At 41.5% G+C, this 19,825-nt stretch carries 22 protein-coding genes; 19 read left to right on the top strand and 3 right to left on the bottom strand.

What is annotated here, in order from left to right:
• The first annotated feature begins 75 nt into the window (after nucleotides 1–75).
• The 6 genes from CYK47_RS05530 to CYK47_RS05505 all read left to right on the top strand — a co-directional run bounded on the left by CYK47_RS05530 (nucleotide 76) and on the right by CYK47_RS05505 (nucleotide 5,386).
• Nucleotides 76–1,476 (top strand): amino acid permease, encoded by a 1,401-nt coding sequence (locus tag CYK47_RS05530; RefSeq protein WP_122899811.1) that lies wholly within the window; start codon nucleotides 76–78, stop codon nucleotides 1,474–1,476.
• Between the two features lie 119 nt (nucleotides 1,477–1,595).
• Nucleotides 1,596–1,769, top strand: a complete 174-nt coding sequence (gene lptM / locus CYK47_RS05525; RefSeq protein WP_164709152.1) for an LPS translocon maturation chaperone LptM — start codon at nucleotides 1,596–1,598, stop codon at nucleotides 1,767–1,769.
• A gap of 45 nt (nucleotides 1,770–1,814) precedes the next feature.
• Entirely contained in the window at nucleotides 1,815–3,059 is a 1,245-nt protein-coding gene (gene lysA, locus CYK47_RS05520; protein ID WP_122899700.1) for a diaminopimelate decarboxylase, read from the top strand.
• A 13-nt stretch (nucleotides 3,060–3,072) separates the two neighbouring features.
• A complete protein-coding gene (dapF, locus tag CYK47_RS05515) occupies nucleotides 3,073–3,918 on the top strand; it encodes a diaminopimelate epimerase (protein ID WP_122899698.1) in 846 nt (281 codons plus the stop codon).
• 43 nt (nucleotides 3,919–3,961) lie between these two features.
• Nucleotides 3,962–4,885: a tyrosine recombinase XerC gene (locus CYK47_RS05510; RefSeq protein ID WP_122899696.1), complete on the top strand. Its 924-nt coding sequence runs from the start codon at nucleotides 3,962–3,964 to the stop codon at nucleotides 4,883–4,885.
• A 132-nt stretch (nucleotides 4,886–5,017) separates the two neighbouring features.
• On the top strand, nucleotides 5,018–5,386 hold the full coding sequence (locus CYK47_RS05505; protein WP_122899694.1) for a hypothetical protein: 369 nt from the start codon (nucleotides 5,018–5,020) through the stop codon (nucleotides 5,384–5,386).
• 40 nt (nucleotides 5,387–5,426) lie between these two features.
• Here CYK47_RS05505 and CYK47_RS05500 read toward each other — a convergent pair whose 3' ends face one another.
• Entirely contained in the window at nucleotides 5,427–5,915 is a 489-nt protein-coding gene (locus CYK47_RS05500) for an Lrp/AsnC family transcriptional regulator (protein ID WP_122899692.1), read from the bottom strand.
• 112 nt (nucleotides 5,916–6,027) lie between these two features.
• On the opposite strand from CYK47_RS05500, the gene CYK47_RS05495 reads away from it, so the two are divergent.
• From CYK47_RS05495 to serC, 9 genes are all read left to right on the top strand, one after another.
• A complete protein-coding gene (locus CYK47_RS05495) occupies nucleotides 6,028–6,633 on the top strand; it encodes a LysE family translocator (RefSeq protein ID WP_122899690.1) in 606 nt (201 codons plus the stop codon).
• Between the two features lie 449 nt (nucleotides 6,634–7,082).
• Nucleotides 7,083–7,832, top strand: coding sequence for an electron transfer flavoprotein subunit beta/FixA family protein (locus CYK47_RS05490; RefSeq protein ID WP_122899688.1), 750 nt, complete (start codon nucleotides 7,083–7,085; stop codon nucleotides 7,830–7,832).
• Nucleotides 7,833–7,847: 15 nt separating this feature from the next.
• Nucleotides 7,848–8,780, top strand: coding sequence for an FAD-binding protein (locus tag CYK47_RS05485; protein WP_122899686.1), 933 nt, complete (start codon nucleotides 7,848–7,850; stop codon nucleotides 8,778–8,780).
• Nucleotides 8,781–9,087: 307 nt separating this feature from the next.
• Nucleotides 9,088–12,027 carry a DNA gyrase subunit A gene (gyrA, locus tag CYK47_RS05480; protein ID WP_122899684.1) on the top strand — a complete coding sequence of 980 codons (2,940 nt, stop codon included), beginning with the start codon at nucleotides 9,088–9,090 and terminating at the stop codon, nucleotides 12,025–12,027.
• A gap of 63 nt (nucleotides 12,028–12,090) precedes the next feature.
• Nucleotides 12,091–12,495 (top strand): DUF3887 domain-containing protein, encoded by a 405-nt coding sequence (locus CYK47_RS05475; RefSeq protein WP_122899682.1) that lies wholly within the window; start codon nucleotides 12,091–12,093, stop codon nucleotides 12,493–12,495.
• A gap of 70 nt (nucleotides 12,496–12,565) precedes the next feature.
• Nucleotides 12,566–12,952 (top strand): hypothetical protein, encoded by a 387-nt coding sequence (locus tag CYK47_RS05470; protein ID WP_164709151.1) that lies wholly within the window; start codon nucleotides 12,566–12,568, stop codon nucleotides 12,950–12,952.
• A 63-nt stretch (nucleotides 12,953–13,015) separates the two neighbouring features.
• Nucleotides 13,016–13,249 carry an SH2 domain-containing protein gene (locus tag CYK47_RS05465; protein WP_122899678.1) on the top strand — a complete coding sequence of 78 codons (234 nt, stop codon included), beginning with the start codon at nucleotides 13,016–13,018 and terminating at the stop codon, nucleotides 13,247–13,249.
• Nucleotides 13,250–13,315: 66 nt separating this feature from the next.
• Nucleotides 13,316–13,453 (top strand): hypothetical protein, encoded by a 138-nt coding sequence (locus CYK47_RS15445; protein WP_164709150.1) that lies wholly within the window; start codon nucleotides 13,316–13,318, stop codon nucleotides 13,451–13,453.
• Nucleotides 13,454–13,652: 199 nt separating this feature from the next.
• A complete protein-coding gene (serC, locus tag CYK47_RS05460; RefSeq protein ID WP_122899676.1) occupies nucleotides 13,653–14,735 on the top strand; it encodes a 3-phosphoserine/phosphohydroxythreonine transaminase in 1,083 nt (360 codons plus the stop codon).
• Between the two features lie 41 nt (nucleotides 14,736–14,776).
• Here the strand turns inward: serC and CYK47_RS05455 are convergent, their stop codons facing one another.
• Nucleotides 14,777–15,706: a hypothetical protein gene (locus CYK47_RS05455; RefSeq protein WP_122899674.1), complete on the bottom strand. Its 930-nt coding sequence runs from the start codon at nucleotides 15,704–15,706 to the stop codon at nucleotides 14,777–14,779.
• Between the two features lie 227 nt (nucleotides 15,707–15,933).
• On the opposite strand from CYK47_RS05455, the gene CYK47_RS05450 reads away from it, so the two are divergent.
• Both CYK47_RS05450 and CYK47_RS05445 read left to right on the top strand, forming a co-directional pair.
• A complete protein-coding gene (locus CYK47_RS05450) occupies nucleotides 15,934–16,404 on the top strand; it encodes a YaiI/YqxD family protein (protein WP_122899672.1) in 471 nt (156 codons plus the stop codon).
• Nucleotides 16,404–17,315 carry a DMT family transporter gene (locus CYK47_RS05445; RefSeq protein WP_122899670.1) on the top strand — a complete coding sequence of 304 codons (912 nt, stop codon included), beginning with the start codon at nucleotides 16,404–16,406 and terminating at the stop codon, nucleotides 17,313–17,315. Before CYK47_RS05450 ends, CYK47_RS05445 begins: the two co-directional genes overlap by 1 nt.
• On the opposite strand, the gene CYK47_RS05440 is transcribed toward CYK47_RS05445, so the two are convergent.
• The gene (locus tag CYK47_RS05440) at nucleotides 17,295–17,870 is read right to left on the bottom strand and encodes a PilZ domain-containing protein (RefSeq protein WP_122899668.1); all 576 of its coding nucleotides are present in this window, start codon (nucleotides 17,868–17,870) and stop codon (nucleotides 17,295–17,297) included. The two genes, CYK47_RS05445 and CYK47_RS05440, sit on opposite strands and share 21 nt — an antisense overlap.
• Nucleotides 17,871–17,894: 24 nt before the next feature.
• Here CYK47_RS05440 and CYK47_RS05435 point away from each other — a divergent pair, with 24 nt between their 5' ends.
• On the top strand, nucleotides 17,895–19,130 hold the full coding sequence (locus CYK47_RS05435; RefSeq protein ID WP_122899666.1) for a lipoprotein-releasing ABC transporter permease subunit: 1,236 nt from the start codon (nucleotides 17,895–17,897) through the stop codon (nucleotides 19,128–19,130).
• A complete protein-coding gene (lolD, locus tag CYK47_RS05430; protein WP_122899664.1) occupies nucleotides 19,123–19,803 on the top strand; it encodes a lipoprotein-releasing ABC transporter ATP-binding protein LolD in 681 nt (226 codons plus the stop codon). Before CYK47_RS05435 ends, lolD begins: the two co-directional genes overlap by 8 nt.
• The last annotated feature ends 22 nt before the right edge of the window (nucleotides 19,804–19,825 follow it).

Raw genomic sequence — 19,825 nt, 5'->3', positions numbered from 1 at the left:
TGTAATATTTTTTTTTGATTTTTCGAACTTTTAGGCTAATTTGTCGCGATGGACATCGAAGATGAATTGAAAATAATGTCAAAGCAACAACACAATCCCTCAGTTCAGGGGGAACTACAGCGCAGCTTGTCCAATCGTCATTTACAGTTAATTGCAATTGGCGGTGCCATTGGCACAGGTTTATTTATGGGATCGGGTAAAACTATTAGTTTGGCTGGTCCTTCGATTTTAGTCATTTATATGATTATTGGTTTTATGGTGTTTTTAGTGATGCGCGCCTTGGGCGAGTTATTGCTGTCTAACCTCAACTATAAATCATTTATTGACTTTTCCACTGACTTAATTGGGCCTTGGGCGGGGTATTTTGTTGGTTGGACTTACTGGCTATGCTGGATTACCATCGGTATCGCTGATTTATCGGCAATTATTTATTATCTGCAATTCTTTAATCATGGTCTGCCGTTTAGCCCATTTGAAGGGGTGATGATTAGTGTAGCCGCGATTATTTTTATCATGGGACTTAACTTAGTCACGGTCAAACTGTTTGGTGAGCTCGAATTTTGGTTTGCCTTAATTAAGATTATTGCCATTGTGGTGTTAATTGGTGTGGGTCTGTGGATGGTCTTTACGGGTTTCACATCCGACACAGGTCATGTGGCATCTTTTAGCCATATTTGGTCACATGGTGGTTTATTCCCAACGGGTGCAATGGGTTTCTTAGCCGGCTTCCAAATTGCTATTTTTGCCTTTGTTGGGGTAGAACTTGTAGGTACGACTGCGGCAGAAACCAAAGATCCAGAGAAGAACTTACCCAAAGCAGTCAACTCTATTCCAATTCGTATCATTATTTTCTACGTATTGGCTTTATTTGTAGTGATGTCAGTGACGCCATGGAACGCCATTGATCCGAATATCTCACCATTTGTAAACTTGTTTAGCCAAGCAGGGATTGCCGCAGCAGCCATCATTATGAACTTGGTGGTGTTGTCCTCGGTGATGTCATCAATGAACAGTGGTGTATTCTCGACTTCACGTATGTTGTTTGGTTTGTCGCGTGAACAACAAGCCCCACAATCGTTTGCCAAACTAAATAAACGCGCTGTTCCTGCCAATGCGTTGTATTTCTCTGCGGTATGTTTATTACTTGGTGCAGCATTACAATACTTTGTGCCAGATACGGTACGTGCCTTTACCTTAGCGACGACACTCTCTACGATTTTATTTATCTGCGTGTGGATTATTATCATGTGGAGCTATATCGTGTATTACAAAACTCGTCCTGAGCTACATGCCAAATCTAGCTTTAAATTGCCAGGTGGTTTGTTCACTTGTGCGGTGGTGATTGTATTCTTCTTGAGTATGATTATGGTTTTGGCTTTAGAAGAAGATACCCGTCAAGCGTTAATGGTCAGCCCAATTTGGTTGGTGATCTTAGCTTTAGGTTATTTTGGTTTTTATAAGCCCAAAAACAAATAATTAATTTGAATTAAAAAAACGTCAGCGAGTGCTGGCGTTTTTTTTTATCTATGGGTAATCTCTTGGGTCAGCGAAATGATCGCGTTATACTGCATCAAAATTATCCAGAGATAATCGTGATGTTAAAAGCCTTTTGTGTCTTAAGTGTCTGTTGCTTAAGTCTTGCTTTATCTGCCTGTGGTCAAACGGGTGCTTTGCAATTGCCAAGTGATCCTGACTATGACCACCGTGCCAAATATTTGCTTTACCCAGCACCAGCCGCGAGCCAGTCACAACCTGTAACTGCACCATAAATTGTTGTAGCTACATCTTAGCGTATATTGAAAAAGGATAGATTCATGAGTTTTACCCGTATTGATGGGGTGTTGCACGCCGAGCAATGTTCATTACAAGCATTGGCTGAACAACATGGTACACCGTTATATGTATATTCAAAGGCAACCTTTGAAAAGCATTATGCAGATATGGATCGTGCCTTTGAGTTTATCGATCATCAGATCTGTTTTGCGGTAAAATCAAACTCGAATCTTGCCGTACTCAATGTATTGGCCAAGCAAGGTGCTGGTTTTGACATTGTGACAGGTGGCGAATTGGCGCGTGTACTTAAAGCAGGCGGTGAGCCAAGTAAAATAGTCTTCTCTGGTTTGGGTAAATCAGAAGCAGATATTCAAAAAGCCCTAGAAGTGGGGATTGCTTGCTTTAACGTTGAATCCTATGCAGAGCTAGACCGAATTGAAAAAGTTGCTGCGCGTGTTGGTAAAAAAGCGCCGATCTCATTACGTGTCAATCCAGATGTAGATGCGAAAACTCATCCCTATATCTCAACAGGCTTAAAAGAAAATAAATTTGGTATTCCATCGGATAGCGTATTTGAAACCTATGCTTATGCTGCATCTTTGCCACATTTAGAAATTGTGGGGATTGACTGTCATATTGGCTCACAGCTCACCGAAACTCAGCCTTTTGTAGATGCCTTAGATCGTGTCATCGTCATGATCGATAAGCTTAAAGAGATGGGTATTGAATTAAAACACATTGATATTGGTGGTGGTTTAGGCGTGACCTATAAAGACGAAACACCGCCAACTGTCACAGAATATGCCAATGCCTTACGCCCAGCTTTAGAAAAGCTAGGTCTTAAAGTGTATATGGAACCAGGCCGCAGTATTTCTGCTAATGCGGGTGTCTTACTGACTCAAGTTGATTTACTTAAACCGACCCAACATCGTAACTTTGCCATTATTGATGCAGCGATGAATGACTTAATTCGTCCAGCTTTATATGAAGCATGGATGGATATTCAAGCCGTGACACCACGTACAGATGTACCAAGCAAAGAGTGGGATGTTGTAGGTGCAATTTGTGAAACTGGTGATTTCTTGGGTAAACAGCGTGAGCTTGCCATTCAAGAAAATGATGTACTTGCGGTGATGGGTGCAGGTGCCTATGGTTTTGTGATGAGCTCAAACTATAACAGCCGTGGCCGTGCTGCCGAAGTCATGGTCGATGGCGAGCAAGCCTATGTGATTCGTGAGCGTGAAACGATTGAATCGCTTTGGGAACGTGAACGTCTGTTGCCTTAAAGGATAAAACAAGATGTTATTAGAATTTACCAAAATGCATGGTCTAGGCAATGACTTTATGGTGGTGGATCTGATTAGCCAGCGCGCTTATTTAGATACGCTCACCATTCAGCGTCTTGCTGATCGTCACTTTGGCATTGGTTTTGATCAGCTCTTGGTAGTTGAACCACCTGATTTACCGAATGTTGATTTTAAATATCGGATTTTTAATGCCGATGGTTCAGAAGTCGAACAATGTGGTAATGGCGTGCGCTGCTTTGCACGTTTTGTGCATGAACGTCAGCTCACCAACAAAACCAAAATCAAAGTGCAAACCAAAGCGGGTATTGTTGAGCCAGAGCTTGGTGCCAATGGTTGGGTACGCGTCAATATGGGCTATCCAAAATTCCTACCGCAAGAAATTCCATTCCTTGCAGATGAACCAGATAGCTTGTATGACATTCAACTGGCTAACAATGAGCAACTTAGCATTGATGTAGTCAATATGGGTAACCCGCATGCTGTGACCATTGTGCCTGATGTGCTTAAAGCGGATGTTGCACGTTTGGGGCCGCAAGTGGAAGCACATGCACGCTTCCCGCAACGCGTAAATGCGGGTTTTATGCAGATTATGAATGAAAAAACCGCACGCTTACGCGTCTTTGAGCGTGGTGTTGGGGAAACTTTGGCGTGTGGTACAGGCGCATGTGCCGCCGCAGTTTCTGGCATGCGCCGTGGCTTACTTGCCAATTCAGTAGAAATTGAATTGGCTGGCGGCAAGCTACTGATTGAATGGCAAGAGGGTGATGTGGTTTGGATGACAGGCCCAACCGCTAATGTCTATGAAGGTCGGCTTGATCTTAGTTATTTTCAAGGTTAATTGTGTCAGGCCGGTAAGTTTACCGGCTTCACTTTTTTGAGGTATTATTTTGGATCATACCCAATTGCTGAGTCTATGGCTCACCACCCGTGAAGTACAACAACAATCTGCGCATACCTTATTGGCCTATCAGCGTGATGTCAGTGATTTTTTAGCGTTTTGTCAGCAAAAAAACTTAAGCCTCGTCGATTTAGAAAGCAGTGACTTACGTGAATATGTTGCGAATAACATTGAACAAAAGCACTTAAGTAGTAACAGTATCCAACGTCTACTCTCTGCGATTCGTCAATTTATGAAATGGGCGGTTGAGGGGAATCATTTACAGCACAATCCAGCGGCAGATTTTCAAATCAAACGCCAGCCGCGCGCACTACCTGGTATGTTGGATATTGAAAGTGTCAACTTAATTTTAGATCAAGCGCCACCTGCCGATACCAAGCAAGCCCAATTGTGGCTACGCGACAAAGCCTTATTAGAGCTGTTGTATTCCAGCGGTTTACGGTTGGCAGAAATTCAATATCTCAATATTAAAGATCTCGATTTTAAACGCCAATTATTAAGAATTACTGGTAAAGGCAATAAAACCCGTATTGTACCCTTTGGTGCAAAAGCCAAAGACAGTTTATATGCATGGTTAAAGATTTATCCGTTGTTTCAAACCACATTAACCCCAGATGCTCCAGTCTTTGTGAGTCAGCGCGGTGGTCGTCTAAGTGCGCGACAAATTGAAAACCGTGTTAAATATCAAGCACAAAGAGCTGGTGTGAATATTGATTTACATCCACATTTATTAAGACATTGTTTTGCCAGTCATTTACTCTCTAATAGTGGTGATTTACGCGCAGTACAAGAGATGCTAGGCCACAGCAATTTAAGCACCACACAAATTTATACCCATGTTGATTTTGATCGTTTAGCGCAAGTGTATGATCAGGCACATCCGCGCGCCCAGCAACATAAAAACTAAACCGTACTTGGGTGTCGTTGCATTAAAGTCAAGATTATTTTTTAAACTATTGTCGAATAATAAAACAGCACAATTTAAGCTATAAAGGGCAGTAGAATTTAAGATTATTTAAAGTGTGTATAGGCAAGCAGTATGATTGCGGACATTGAACAAAAATATCAACAACTTAGCCCAAGACAAAAAGAAATTTTTGCTGGCTATGGTTTACGTCAAATCAAACATTTTGTTGAAATTAGTCTTCCAAAGCTTGAGGCGGCACTACCTGAGTCTGCCCAAGTGCAAGGCGTCAATGTTGAAGGTAAGGCTCAGGCGATTGATGTTACTGGTCAAACCTTTTTATGGATTTCTGATCAGCAATGGCAAGCACGTCCTGTGGTCAAAGGTGAAATTGATTTAAAAGAAGATTTTTTGGCAGTGTGGCAAATTTTTAACTTAAGCAGCTATGATCTTATTGATTTAAGTCAAATCCATCGTGATTTTTTAAATGCCCAGCAAGCTTAAAAAAATGCCCTCAGGTTCGAGGGCATATTCATATAAGTACTTAATCCAAAGGCAATTGGAAACTTTGTTTAATAATTTGACTTGGTAAATCCGTCTTCACACTGGTAATGCCATTTTTCTTGGTCAAATGGGTCGATTGGAATTTACGGTAACTTTCTAAATCGGGCACTACCACTTTGAGCATGGCATCACATTCACCCAAAATAATATAACATTCCATCACTTGCGGTAATTCACGCATCGCTTCAATAAAAGTATCAATGGTTTCGGCATCTTGACCGACCAACCAAATTCGTGAAAACAAAATCAGTTGTAAACCGACCTTTTGTGGATCGACGACTGTGGTATAGCTTTGAATCACGCCGGCTTCTTCTAAGAGTTTAACACGACGTAGGCAAGACGAAGGTGACAGTCCAATTTCACGGGCTAAATCGTTGTTTTGAATACGACCATTGTTTTGTAAAGCTTGAATGATGGTTTTGTCGATCCTATCTAGCTTTACTGAAATATGTTTAGGAGAAAGCTTCATAAAGTAGAAGAAAATTCGAAAAATAAGTCCTATTATAGAATAATTGCAAGCCTATTTTGTAGTAATTCGCAGATACTATTTTTGTTTTTTAAACACAGATAGGAAGAAGGACATGTCTGTATTTGCGTTATTTGCCTTAACGGTAATTCCTCTAATTTTTACACCTGGACCAGATATGCTGTTTATCTTGTCGCAAGTGCTAGGTAAAGATGCAAAAGCGGGCATGATGGCAACCCTTGGCGTATGTTGTGGTTATTTGGTGCATTCTATTTTAGTGGCCTTGGGGCTTGCCGCGATTATCGTATCTTTCCCGATTTTATTTGAAAGCATTCGCTGGTTAGGGATTGCGTATTTGTTGTATTTATCCTTCAGCTTATTAAAGTCTGTGTTCAAAAACAAAGATTTAAGCATTGAAAAACAAGCGGTTGCCAGCCCTATTAAAAAAGGCTTTTTTACCGCGCTGTTAAATCCGAAAGGCATGCTGATTTATTTTGCAATTTTACCGCAGTTTATCGATCAATCTGCTAACACTGTAACGCAAGGTCTAATTTTATCTTTGATCTTTATTGGCTTAATTTTTGTGGTGTATTGCAGTTTAAGTTTAGTTTTTGCCAAGATCAGTCAAAACGCGCAAATCGATGCACGTAAACAAAAATGGATTGATGCGGGTTCGGGTGGTTTGTTGGCACTGGCTGCAACATGGTTGATTATCAATTAACAGCTTTAAAAAGCATGCTGTATAGGGCATGCTTTTTTATGGCAAAGTCTGAGGACTTGATAAGATAAAAAGCCTGTAAATTGACTAAAAAGCATGCGATTTTTACGCATCAGTTTTATATTTTTTGTCTAAAACTCAGTCTTTGTTCTAGGCTTTTAAAGCCTATGTTTTTTTTAATCAGCGAAGCTGATTTTTAAAATCAGAGAAAAAAATAATATAAATCAAATATTAAAAAATAACAAAAATTGCACAAGATGCTGTCAATTTATCCAGTTAAAAAAAACATGAACGCATCGTTCAGTAAAAAAAGCATCTTTTTAGTCAGCTTTACTTAAATGGTGCTTGACCGAAATGCCGTGCGCATTGCAAGATAGGGTACCTAAAAAATTTTAAGTGAAAAGTTTTTAACTTTTTTCAATATTTAATTTGCTAAAACAGCCGAGGATTACATGAAGGCTCTTGTTGCAGTAAAACGTGTGGTAGATGCCAACGTTAAAGTTCGTGTTAAACCGGACAACAGTGGGGTTGACCTTACTAACGTTAAAATGTCCATTAACCCGTTCTGTGAAATCGCAGTGGAAGAAGCGGTTCGTCTAAAAGAAAAGGGAACAGTTTCTGAAATCATCGTGGTTTCAGTGGGTCCTAAAGAAGCGCAAGAACAACTTCGTTCAGCAATGGCGCTTGGTGCAGACCGTGGTATTTTAGTTGAAACTGCTGATGACATTGGTGCATTAGAAGTGGCAAAAATCTTAAAAGGTGTGGTTGCAGCTGAACAACCAGAATTGATCCTTTTAGGTAAACAAGCCATTGATGATGACTCAAACCAAGTCGGTCAGATGCTTGGCGCATTACTTAACGCAGGTCAAGGTACTTTTGCTTCAGAAGTAAAAGTAGACGGCGCTAAAGTGCAAGTGACGCGTGAAATCGACGGTGGTTTACAAACTGTTGAATTAAGCTTACCTGCAATTATCACGACTGACTTACGTTTGAATGAGCCGCGTTATGCAGCCCTACCAAACATCATGAAAGCGCGTAAAAAGCCGCTTGAAACTAAGTCACCTGCAGATTATGGCGTAACTGCAACCACTAAACTGAAAACAGTGAAAGTTGAAGCACCAGCAGAACGTAAAGCGGGCGTACAAGTGAAGTCTGTAGATGAGCTTGTAGAAAAACTTAAAAACGAAGCGAAAGTGATCTAAGGCAGGACTGAACTCATGGCTATTTTAGTTATTGCTGAACACGACAACAAAGCGTTAAACGCTGCGACTTTAAACGTTGTTGCTGCAGCACAAAAAATCGGTGGTGATATCACAGTATTGGTTGCAGGTTCAGGCGCGCAAGCGGTTGCAGACCAAGCAGCACAAGTGGCAGGCGTAAGCAAAGTACTACTTGCTGACGACGCAGCGTATGCAAACCAATTGGCTGAAAACGTAGCGAAACTTGTGGCTCAAGTGGCACAAGGTTATTCACATGTTTTAGCAGCATCTACAACTACAGGTAAAAACGTATTGCCACGCGCAGCGGCTTTACTTGACGTGAGCATGATCACAGACATCATTGCTGTTGAATCTGCAAATACCTTCAAGCGTCCAATTTACGCAGGTAACGCGATTGCAACTGTAGAATCTTCTGAATCTATCGTTGTGGGTACGGTACGTGGTACAGCGTTTGATCCAGTAGCGGCAACAGGTGGTTCTGCAGCAGTTGAAGCGGTTGCATCGCAAGGTGATGCAGGTGTTTCTACCTTTATCAACGAAGAAATCGTGAAATCTGAGCGTCCTGAACTTGCTGCTGCACGTATTGTAGTATCAGGTGGTCGCGGTGTGGGTTCTGGTGAGAACTACCACACGATTTTAGATCCGTTAGCAGACAAATTAGGTGCAGCGCAAGGTGCATCTCGTGCGGCTGTAGATGCAGGCTTCGTACCAAATGATATGCAAGTCGGTCAAACAGGTAAAATCGTTGCGCCTGATCTTTATATCGCTGTAGGTATCTCGGGTGCGATTCAGCACTTGGCAGGTATGAAAGACTCTAAAGTGATCGTTGCGATCAATAAAGACGAAGAAGCGCCAATTAACGCAGTGGCTGACTACTGGTTAGTGGGTGACTTAAACACTGTAGTACCTGAATTAGTATCTAAAATCTAATTCGTACCCAGCGTAAAAAAAGCCTCTGTCTCTACAGGGGCTTTTTTAATGCCGCTCTGCTTGTCTGCATCCTTCAATCAATACGATTAAGCAGGCTAAAAATACAAGCTTAGTTCACTAAAATCGTCATAAAAAATAGAGAAAATTAACTCAAATTAAGCGCATGACAATCGGCGCAAGAGAGCATTTTTATGCTATAATTTACGGCTGATTTTTAGATTTTAGCTTAGTATTTTTAAGCTAAAAGTTTGCAAGATTTAAGAGATGAATATAAGTCTAATTTGGGCTTATAGAATAAGGAGTATGCATGAGCGTATCGGAAATTAGACCGATTGCCATTGAGGATGAACTGAAGAGTTCATATCTCGATTATGCTATGAGTGTGATTGTATCTCGTGCATTACCAGACGTTCGAGATGGTCTAAAGCCTGTGCATCGTCGTGTGCTGTTCGCTATGCACGAATTAGGCAATGATTATAACAAAGCGTATAAAAAATCTGCCCGTGTTGTCGGCGATGTGATCGGTAAATATCACCCGCATGGTGATTCTGCTGTATACGAAACGATTGTTCGTATGGCACAAGAGTTTAGTTTACGTTACCAGTTGGTCGATGGCCAAGGTAACTTCGGTTCGGTCGATGGCGACTCTGCTGCGGCAATGCGTTATACCGAAGTGCGTATGCAAAAGCTCACCCATGAATTGTTGTCTGATTTAGAAAAAGACACGGTGGAGTGGGAAGATAACTACGATGGCTCTGAGCGTATTCCTCAAGTTATGCCAACGCGTGTACCTAACTTACTCATTAACGGGGTAACGGGTATTGCGGTGGGTATGGCCACCAACATGGCACCGCATAACATGACAGAAGTCATTCATGCATGTCTTGCTTATGCTGATAACCCGAATATTTCCATTGAAGGTTTAATGGAACATATTTCAGGCCCAGATTTCCCGACAGGTGGTATCATTTATGGTAAATCAGGCATTGTTGATGCCTACCGTACTGGTAAAGGCCGTTTGCATATTCGTGGTAAATACCATTTTGAAGAAGATGCTAAAACGGGTCGTACCACCATCGTCTTTACTGAAATTCCGTATCAAGTCAACAAAGCCAAAACCATCGAGCGTATTGCTGAACTCGTTAAAGAGAAAAAACTGGAAGGTATTTCAGAATTACGTGATGAGTCAGATAAAGAAGGTATGCGTATTGCCATTGACTTAAAGCGTGGTGAAAATGCTGAAGTTGTGGTCAATAACTTATTCTTAAATACCCAGTTAGAAAACTCATTTAGTATCAATATGGTGTGCCTAGACAACGGCCAACCTAAATTGATGAACTTAAAAGATATTATTGCGGCATTTATCCGTCACCGCCAAGAAGTGGTGACCCGCCGTACCATGTTCGAACTGCGTAAAGCGCGTGAACGTGGGCATATCTTAGAAGGTTTAACCGTGGCACTGGCCAACATTGATGCCATTATTGAAACCATTCGTTCTTCAGCTAACCCTGCTGAAGCACGCGAATTGTTACAAGCGGGTGAATGGCAAGCTGGAGGTGTACAAGCACTCCTTGATGCGGCAGGTTCTGTATCGATTCGTCCTGACGAAATTGAAGGCGAAGACCCACAGCGTCCATTTGGTTTAAATGCACAAGTTTACCGTTTGTCACCAGCGCAAGTGGCGGCTATTTTAGAGTTACGTTTGCACCGTTTAACCGGTCTTGAGCAAGACAAGTTACAAGCAGAATATTCTGAAATCTTGGCACAAATTGCCGATTTAACCGACATCTTAAATGACTTTAGTCGTTTAATGACGGTGATTCGTGAAGAATTAGCACTTGTTTTACAACAATATGGCGATGCACGTCGCACTGAAATTGTAGAATCGCGTGTTGACTTCTCTCGTGAAGATTTAATTCCTGAAGAACAAGTAGTACTCACAGTTTCTCAATCAGGTTATGCAAAAACTCAGCCATTATCTGACTATCAAGCGCAGCGTCGTGGTGGTCGTGGTAAATCGGCAACCTCAATGAAAGAAGATGATTACATCCGTCATTTGATTGTGACCTCAAACCATGCAACCGTGCTGTGCTTTACCAACGTGGGTAAAGTCTATCGTTTACGTGTATTTGAAGTGCCACAAGCATCACGTGGTGCTAAAGGTCGCCCAATGGTGAACTTGCTTCCACTTGAGGCAGATGAAAGCATCACCGCAATTTTACCGGTGATTGATGCGCCGAAGAAATTTAAAGTACGTGTTGCGGACTTTAAAGCGCTTGTGGCCAATAACGCCGCGAAATTACAGCAAAATGCTGTGGTTGCAGCGCACTTTGCAGATTTAAGTCAAGCACTGACCGATTTTGATGACAACAGCGATGAATTGTCAGATGACTTACGTTTAGTCTTGAAAAAACTCAGCACTGAACTTGATGCAGAAGTTGCTGAATTTGACGATGCGTTATTAGCTGAATTTGCCGCTGAAACCATTAGCCTACGCAAAAACTACTTTGTGTTTATGGCAACGGCTTCTGGTACAGTTAAACGTGTTGAGCTCGATCAATTTAGTAACGTGCGTTCAAATGGTTTACGTGCTATTGAACTGAACGAAGAAGACACCTTAATTGGTGTTGCGATTACCGATGGCGAACAGCAAATTATGTTGTTCTCTAACGAAGGTAAAGCTATTCGTTTTGCAGAAACTGATGTACGTGCCATGGGTCGTTCGGCTAAAGGTGTACGCGGTATGCGTGTGACCATTGGTGCGGCTGTAGAAGACGTTGAAGACGATACCGAAAACGATGATGAAGATAGCGAAAGTGCATTCATCAGCCGTATTGTATCGCTTGTGGTTGTGCCAGAAACTGGTGAAGTACTCTGTGCTTCTGCCAATGGTTACGGTAAACGTACCCCAGTGGATGACTTCCCAACCAAAAAACGTGGTGGTAAAGGCGTAATTGCCATTAAAACTTCAGAACGTAACGGTGAGTTGGTTGGTGCAGTTGCCATTGATCAAAGCAAAGAGTTAATGCTGATTTCTGATGGCGGTACACTGGTGCGTACTCGTGCTTCAGAAGTGGCGCAAACAGGTCGTAACGCGCAAGGTGTACGTTTAATTCGCTTAGCGGAAGACGAGACCTTAGTGGGCGTTGAAGCAATTGAAGCGGTAGAAGAAGACGATTTTGAAATTGTTGCTGATGTTGAAACAACAGAAAGCGTAGTTGTGACAGAAGATGTGGTTCAAGACTAAGTACTTGAATTAAAAAAGGGCGCTTCGGCGTCCTTTTTTCTTTAATTTTTTTAGGATAAACCGATGAAGACTCAATTATTGGCATGTGCTGTGGTTTTTAGTGTAGTGGGTTGTGGCAATCAGCAGGATTTACCCGATCCAAGTGCAGCGCAAATACAAGCGGCAGATGTGGCTTATCAAGATTTAAAACAGCGTGATTTTGAGCAATTTGTGCAGCATTTGGACCCTAAACTACAAGCACATTTTGCAGAAAATCCAAAACTCTTAAAGAAATTCGCCAGTTCAATTCCTAAAGATGACATGAAATCTAAAACTTTAATGAGCAAACAGATGCCGAGCGCAACTGAATATAAGGTCAGCTATGAGATCGCGTACCCTAAAAACTTAGTGCAATACGATGTGAGTTTTGATAAACCTAATGGCAGCGCAAAAATTACCAATATTAATATTCAAGTGTTTGGTGAATAAATCCAGCCGCATTTGCGTGTCATTTATAAAGATGTTAAGGTCAAATACTTTTGTGATTTGACCTTTTTTTATGCAGATTCAGTTGCCTGTACGACAAGCAGTCACCGTATGTTTGGCATTGTTATGTATGGTCAGTCTAAACTATCTGGGATTTTATGCGCTTGCCCAACTAGGTATTGCGATGACAGCATTGGGTAAATTGGCTTTAAGTTTATTCAGTTTAAGTTTGGGGTTTGGCCTATACGCTAAACGAATGCGGCAGCTGCCCGAACCCATTGTCAGGCTTTGGCCCTATGCACTTTTGGTTGTCGTGGCGGATTTATCTACGAGTGCTTATGCTGTTGATGCTAAAGTGTCAGCGCAGTGGCATATGTCGACCATCATTTTAAGTGTAGGCATGTGCGTAGGATATTGGGGGCTACGATATTTCATACTACATCATATCCACAAAAAATAAGCATGCTACTGCGCCATGAATACATCTCGTTTTTTATTGTCATTATAAAATAGCCGCATCAATATGAATCCGCGACCACAACGGCAAACTTTGTTTTGGATAAAATTAATCGGTAGTAGCATCACAATTTTTAGCTGTGTCATGGTGGGGGCTTGGCTGATAGGCAAAGGTATTCGTTACTGGGAGATTCCTCATACGGATGTGCTGTATCAGGCATTGAGTATTACAGGATTGGCACTGACGGCACATTTTTTTTGTGAACTGTGGTATAAAAATACAGGTGATCAAAATCATTAAGATGCACAGCGTTCGTATGCTCGTTTTGCGCGATGGGCTTTGACGCTGAGTCTATTAGATATCGCCATGAGTTTTCCACGAGGTCGCCTCACAGGACAGTATGATCTAGGCGAAGAATGTGCAGACTTATTTTTTGCTGAACTCTTCATGTTGTTTTTACTGTATGGCGCATGGCGGTTTTATACTCAAATGTTGCGCCAATAGTGTGAAAAAAGTGTCACTGAAAGACATCAAGATAATTGCTTCAAATAAACACAGCTCTTTTCTATTCAAATTATCTCTTGAATGTATATTGATTTTTTAATTCTATTTCAAAAATTAGATTGAAATAATTTTATGCAAGATGCCACAAGATATGCTTAAATGCCATTTCTATTGTGTTTCACATTGACAAGGAAAAATCATGCGCGCGTATAATTTCTGTGCTGGTCCTGCTGCATTACCGACTGCCGTTTTAGAAAAAGCCCAAGCTGAAATGCTGGATTGGCAAGGCAAAGGTTTATCTATTATGGAAATGAGCCATCGTAGCGCAGATTATGTGGCTGTAGCCGCAAAAGCTGCAGCAGATTTACGTAAGCTGATGAACATTCCTGAAAACTATAAAGTTTTATTCTTACAAGGTGGTGCTTCGCTACAATTCTCAGCGATTCCTTTAAACTTGTTAGGTAAAAATAACAAAGCGGATTATATCCATACTGGTATTTGGTCAGAAAAAGCCTTAAAAGAAGCGAAACGTTATGGCGACATTAACGTGATTGAAGCCGGTATTAAAGATAGCGCTGGCAACTTAGCCATTTCTGAGCAAGATACTTGGAACCTATCTGCTGATGCAGCATATGTACATTATGCTGACAACGAAACCATTGGTGGTCTGCAGTTTAAACATATTCCTGAAACTGATAAACCATTGGTTGCAGATTTATCATCAAGCATTTTATCTGCGCCGATTGATGTATCTAAATTTGGTTTAATTTATGCCGGTGCGCAAAAGAATATTGGCCCTGCAGGTTTAACTTTAGTCATTATTCGTGATGATCTACTTGATCAAGCAGTGGACAGTATTCCAAGTATTTTAAAATATTCAGCACAAGCCAAAAATGATTCCATGGTGAATACACCATCGACTTATGCATGGTATTTATCAGGCTTGGTATTTGAATGGTTACTTGAGCAAGGTGGTGTAGAGGCGATTCATAAGGTCAACTTAGCCAAAGCTGAATTGCTTTATGGTTATATTGATGCCAGCGATTTCTATGCTAACCCAATTGCGAAAGAATACCGTTCAATCATGAACGTACCATTTACCTTGGCAAAACCTGAGCTTGAAAAACAGTTCTTGGCAGAAGCTGAAGCCAACAACCTACTTAATCTTGCTGGTCACCGTTCAGTGGGTGGTATGCGCGCAAGTATCTATAACGCTGTACCACTTGAAGGTGTACAAGCTTTAGTTAACTTTATGGATGACTTTGCTAAACGCAATGCTTAAGCCTTAAAGTCAAAAAGCCCAAGTTTTAACTTGGGCTTTTTTTATGCGGGTTGTTGAATATTAACTTGCAGCCAAATATTACCGCGAATATATTGCCCCACATTAAACTTGCTGTATTGCGGATCACGGGTGGCAATGCGAATTAAAGTCGCTTCAGCATTATCTTCACGTAATAAGGTCACATCATACAAAGTGTAATCTTGCTGCATAAATTGCATGCTGGTTTTACCCACCACTTGACCTTGGAACCACGCTTCGTCTTCTTGGCCTAAGGTTTCGCCGTATAAATAGGCCACCATCTTAGAGAAATCAACCGTAACAGGTTCTTTATCTTCTTCAGATTTAGGCTGCCATGCATGAATCTGTTGATGTAAGTCCGCAGGCGCAACACCGTCATTGGCTGCTAAAATATCATTTAACGCGCGGTGATGTTTAATTGATGCAGGATCATCCACAATCAGTTGTTCATGCTCACCGACAGCTTCTAATTCGTAGGCCCAAGCATTCAATTCGGCAATGTATTGTTGCTTTGCATCATAACGATGATGATTGACGCTGTATAAACTATCAAAGGCATAGACAATATTATTATTGCCCAAGTTTAAACGTAGCACCGCTTGCGTATTGGTTTTACAGCTAATAATGCGTTCCACTTGTGCATGCACTTTATACGGGCTTGAAAAACTAGGAAAGGCAGTTTTCACTTTTTTAGGACGATTATTTTCAACATCAATCACTTGATTGATCAAGATATGCGATTGTTTTGGCCCTTGAATCAACCAAATATTGGCATCCATATCACACTCTTGCGTGCATAGACCCATCGGCATCACAGGCGCGTCAAGCGCAAGCCCCATCCATTTGGGCACATCGCTGCTTGGATCTTCGGTGAGTAAACTCCAATGCTCAACATGGCTGCCAAAGTTTTGATCTTCAATAGTGATCATTTCTGGTCTATTTTGATTTTTCATATGCACAATAGAACTTTGAGTGGTTTAGTTATTTAATCGAGGATGATTTAATTTTTTCAAGGGACATGCCTCAAATTTAGGCAAATAAATACAAATGCCTAGCGCATTACTATACAAAAAATCTAAAACATCATCTCTGAAAATCTGGCTTAAGCTCAGCTTGGCTCAGCGCGACGGCCACAATTTTGCTACACTAAGCTTTGAGTTTTTAAGTTTAGGATGCGGCCGTGCTGCCATTTAAATTGTGGGTTGACGCAGATGCATTACCTAAAATTTTACGTGATGTGATTATGCGTGCCTCAGATCGTCACCAGCTTGAAGTGACCTTTGTGGCCAACCAAAATGTCGGAATTCGTCCGTCACTACGAATTAATTCTATTCAAGTGATGAGCGGTGTCGACCAAGCCGATAAAGAAATTATTGAGCGCATGAAACAACATGACATTGTCATGACTCAAGATATTCCACTTGCGGCACAAGTGATTGAAAAGGGTGGGATTGCGATCCATCCGCGCGGTGAAATTTATACTGAGGCCAATGTTAAAGCACGCTTGCATTTACGTGATTTTATGGAAACCTTACGCGGTGCAGGGGTACAAACCGGTGGGCCACCGCCCTTATCAGAACGTGATAAACGTGAATTTTCCAATAGTTTAGATCAAACGATTTTTAAACAAAAACGTAAGACCGCGCAGTAATGGCCAGTTTAAGTAAAAGTAATTTAATCTTAACCTATGCCTTATTGGTCTTTATTTGGTCCACCACGCCTTTAGCGATTGTCTGGAGTGTGGATGATCTGCATCCGTTATGGGCTTTGGTGCTGCGCTTTTTTATTGCCTTGCCTTTAGCTGCTGTATTAATGCTGCTCCTCAGGCAAAATTTTCCCCTCAATAAAGTCGCGCTACATAGCTATTTAGCCGGTGCATTTAGTTTAATTGGCTCACAATTTTTTACTTATATTGCGACGGCTTATTTAAGCTCAGGGATTATTGCCTTGATGTTTGGCTTAGCACCGATTATGGCAGGTCTGATCGGACTCAGCTTTTTTAAGCAAAAACTGCATGTTTTGCAATGGCTCGGTATGCTGATTGCATTATGCGGTTTAGGACTGATTTGCTTTGCCGGTGAAAATCAGCATGTCAATCCGATTGGTATTGCTTTAATGCTGATGAGTGTACTGAGCTATGCGGCCTCGATCTTTTGGGTGAAAAAAGTGAATGCCACGCATGTAGCACCTGTGGCACAAGCAACAGGCTCAATTTTAGTTTCAACTTTGATGGCAATGTGTGTGCTGCCGTTTATTTGGCAATATGCACCCACGTCTATGCCAAGTTTAAAAAGCATAAGCGCTTTGTTATATACCGTGATTATGGCATCTTTAATTGCCATGTTTTGCTACTTTAAATTGGTGAAAAATATTAAAGCCACCACCTTATCACTGACCACGGTCATGACGCCAATGTTGGCTATTTTTTTTGGTGCATGGCTGAATCAAGAGAAACTCTCCTTGATGGTGTTTGTTGGTGCTGGGGTATTACTGTTTGGTTTGGCAGTATATTTCTATCGTGATTTTAAAATCAGTCGTAATTTACAGCGAAAAGTCGGCTAAATTTTTTTCAATACATTCAGCGAGTTTAGCCCGATCTTGCGCTGAAATAGTAACAAAATAGGCACCATTGCGATATTGTCCATCGGCTTGCAATTGGCTATAGATCACTTGCACGCTGGCGGCAATATGAAAAAAATTCTCAGCATGACTTAAGGTGACATGCAAATAGCTGCCTTTGCTAATTTCTTCACGGCTATAAAAGCTTAAGCCAGTTTCCGAAAAATTCACTCGCTCAGGGCTAGGTAACATGCTTTGTACAATAGAATCGTATAATGCGCCTGTAAATAAGTTTAATTTTTGATTGAATAAGGATAATATTTTAGCAATTTGTTGATCTTTTTCAGTTAATTTACTCAGCTCAAATGTCAACGCATGATCAAACTGATCCAATTCAGCTTGCAGCAAAAAGTAACGCGGTAAAATGAAATGGGCAGCATAGGGATCAGCTAAGGCAGAAGCTTCAGAAATTAACTGATAATTTATTCTTAAAGCGGCATCAATACGAGACATCACGCGACGCTCAGTGCGCTCGTGTTGAGGCTGAATATTTTCCATGATTATTACCTCGGACTAGATGGTATGTTTAAACCAATCTCGCTGTATATAGGGTTGAGATATACTCGCGCACGGCGGAGTAACCACTTTATTTCTTTTATTGCGCTGGTCTCTATGATCGGACTCACCCTTGGGGTGGCGGTCTTGATTACAGTGCTATCGGTCATGAATGGTTTTGACCGTGAACTTAAAAATCGTGTCCTAGGAATGGTGCCACAAGCCACAGTTTCATCTACACAAATTTTAACAGATTGGCCAGAACTTGCCAAAAAAGTAGAGCAAAATAAACATGTTGTTGGGGCAGCGCCATTTACCCAGCTCCAAGGTATGCTGACCGCACATGGTCAAGTCTCTGGCATTATGGTCACGGGCATCGAACCCAAATACGAACGCAAAGTCTCCATTATTCAAGATCATATGGTGGCGGGTAATTTAGACGACTTAAAAAAGGGTGAGTTTGGCATTGTTTTAGGTAAGCAAATGACCGATGCACTTGGCTTGGGTATTGGTGATAATATTACTTTGGTGCTGCCAGAAGCCACGCCTTCACCTGCTGGGGTGGTCCCGCGTTTTAAACGCTTTAAAATTGTCGGAATCTTTAGTATTGGTGCTGAAGTTGATTCGATGATGGGCTATATCGCGTTAAATGATGCCTCAACCTTATTACGTCTACCCGATGGTGCACAAGGTGTACGTATGAAGTTAGATGATATTTTTGCTGCACCTACCGTCGCCAATGAAATTGTCCGTGATTTACCAGGTGATTTCTACGCGTCGGATTGGACCTATACCCATGGTAACTTATTTAGTGCCATTCAAATGGAGAAGGCCATGGTGAGCTTATTGCTGTTCTTAATTGTCTTAGTTGCTGCCTTTAATATTGTATCGAGTCTCGTGATGGTAGTGACGGATAAAAAAGCGGATATTGCGATTTTACGTACTTTGGGTGCCTCACCTGCCACGATTACCAAAATCTTTATGGTGCAAGGCACCATTATTGGCGTGATTGGTACAGTTGCAGGGGCGATTCTTGGCGTGGCCTTTGCTAGCAGTATTAGTAGCCTGATTGGCTGGTTAAACACCAGCTTAGGTCTAAATCTGTTTGATGCTTATTTTATTAACTACTTACCATCGTATTTAAGGTGGCAAGATGTCGTGATTATTGTGAGCTTGTCTTTGGTATTAAGTTTCTTAGCGACGATTTATCCGGCTTTACGCGCTGCAAAAATTCAACCTGCGGAGGCGTTACGCTATGAGTAACTTTGTTTTAGAAGCGCGTCACATCAACAAGACCTTTAATGATGGTAAAAACCATGTAGAAGTGATTCAAGATTTATCGCTTGGGGTTAAACCGGGTGAATTTGTCTCGATTGTCGGTTCAAGTGGTTCAGGTAAAAGTACGTTATTGCATGTTTTGGGTGGACTTGATTGCCCGACCAGTGGTGAAGTGTATTTACAAGGCAAACGCTTTGATACTTTAGGTGAAGCAGAACGTGGTTTTTTACGTAATCAGCATTTAGGTTTTGTTTATCAATTTCATCATTTATTACCAGAATTTACCGCGCTAGAAAATGTCGCGATGCCGTTAATGTTGCGTCAAGGCAGCCATTTTAAACAGGTAAAACAACAAGCTGAGTATTTACTTGAGCGTGTTGGTCTATCACATCGTTTAAGTCATCAACCGGGTGAATTGTCAGGTGGTGAGCGTCAGCGTGTGGCGATGGCACGCGCCTTGGTGGCCAAACCGGCCCTGATGCTCGCAGATGAACCGACCGGTAATCTAGACCGAAAAACCGCAGTGAAAATTTTTGAGCTACTCACGGACTTGCGCCAAGAATTTAATATGGCGATGCTGATTGTGACCCATGATGAAGAACTGGCAAAATCAGCCGATTCGATTTTGCATATGCAAGATGGGGTTTGGGTCGACTAGAACACCTGTTATCGCGTTTTGA

It is taken from the genome of Acinetobacter sp. B51(2017), from assembly GCF_003711395.1.
GTDB lineage: Bacteria > Pseudomonadota > Gammaproteobacteria > Pseudomonadales > Moraxellaceae > Acinetobacter.
This window is presented reverse-complemented; position numbering and strand designations above follow the sequence as displayed.

Excerpts from the sequence above, each read along its gene's own strand:
- CYK47_RS05530 (WP_122899811.1), top strand. The coding sequence starts at position 76 with ATGTCAAAGCAACAACACAATCCCTCAGTTCAGGGGGAACTACAGCGC.
- lptM (WP_164709152.1), top strand. The coding sequence starts at position 1,596 with ATGTTAAAAGCCTTTTGTGTCTTAAGTGTCTGTTGCTTAAGTCTTGCT.
- lysA (WP_122899700.1), top strand. The coding sequence starts at position 1,815 with ATGAGTTTTACCCGTATTGATGGGGTGTTGCACGCCGAGCAATGTTCA.
- dapF (WP_122899698.1), top strand. The coding sequence starts at position 3,073 with ATGTTATTAGAATTTACCAAAATGCATGGTCTAGGCAATGACTTTATG.
- CYK47_RS05505 (WP_122899694.1), top strand. The coding sequence starts at position 5,018 with ATGATTGCGGACATTGAACAAAAATATCAACAACTTAGCCCAAGACAA.
- CYK47_RS05500 (WP_122899692.1), bottom strand. The coding sequence starts at position 5,915 with ATGAAGCTTTCTCCTAAACATATTTCAGTAAAGCTAGATAGGATCGAC.
- CYK47_RS05495 (WP_122899690.1), top strand. The coding sequence starts at position 6,028 with ATGTCTGTATTTGCGTTATTTGCCTTAACGGTAATTCCTCTAATTTTT.
- CYK47_RS05490 (WP_122899688.1), top strand. The coding sequence starts at position 7,083 with ATGAAGGCTCTTGTTGCAGTAAAACGTGTGGTAGATGCCAACGTTAAA.
- CYK47_RS05485 (WP_122899686.1), top strand. The coding sequence starts at position 7,848 with ATGGCTATTTTAGTTATTGCTGAACACGACAACAAAGCGTTAAACGCT.
- gyrA (WP_122899684.1), top strand. The coding sequence starts at position 9,088 with ATGAGCGTATCGGAAATTAGACCGATTGCCATTGAGGATGAACTGAAG.
- CYK47_RS05475 (WP_122899682.1), top strand. The coding sequence starts at position 12,091 with ATGAAGACTCAATTATTGGCATGTGCTGTGGTTTTTAGTGTAGTGGGT.
- CYK47_RS05470 (WP_164709151.1), top strand. The coding sequence starts at position 12,566 with ATGCAGATTCAGTTGCCTGTACGACAAGCAGTCACCGTATGTTTGGCA.
- CYK47_RS05465 (WP_122899678.1), top strand. The coding sequence starts at position 13,016 with ATGAATCCGCGACCACAACGGCAAACTTTGTTTTGGATAAAATTAATC.
- CYK47_RS15445 (WP_164709150.1), top strand. The coding sequence starts at position 13,316 with ATGAGTTTTCCACGAGGTCGCCTCACAGGACAGTATGATCTAGGCGAA.
- serC (WP_122899676.1), top strand. The coding sequence starts at position 13,653 with ATGCGCGCGTATAATTTCTGTGCTGGTCCTGCTGCATTACCGACTGCC.
- CYK47_RS05455 (WP_122899674.1), bottom strand. The coding sequence starts at position 15,706 with ATGAAAAATCAAAATAGACCAGAAATGATCACTATTGAAGATCAAAAC.
- CYK47_RS05445 (WP_122899670.1), top strand. The coding sequence starts at position 16,404 with ATGGCCAGTTTAAGTAAAAGTAATTTAATCTTAACCTATGCCTTATTG.
- CYK47_RS05440 (WP_122899668.1), bottom strand. The coding sequence starts at position 17,870 with ATGGAAAATATTCAGCCTCAACACGAGCGCACTGAGCGTCGCGTGATG.
- CYK47_RS05435 (WP_122899666.1), top strand. The coding sequence starts at position 17,895 with ATGTTTAAACCAATCTCGCTGTATATAGGGTTGAGATATACTCGCGCA.
- lolD (WP_122899664.1), top strand. The coding sequence starts at position 19,123 with ATGAGTAACTTTGTTTTAGAAGCGCGTCACATCAACAAGACCTTTAAT.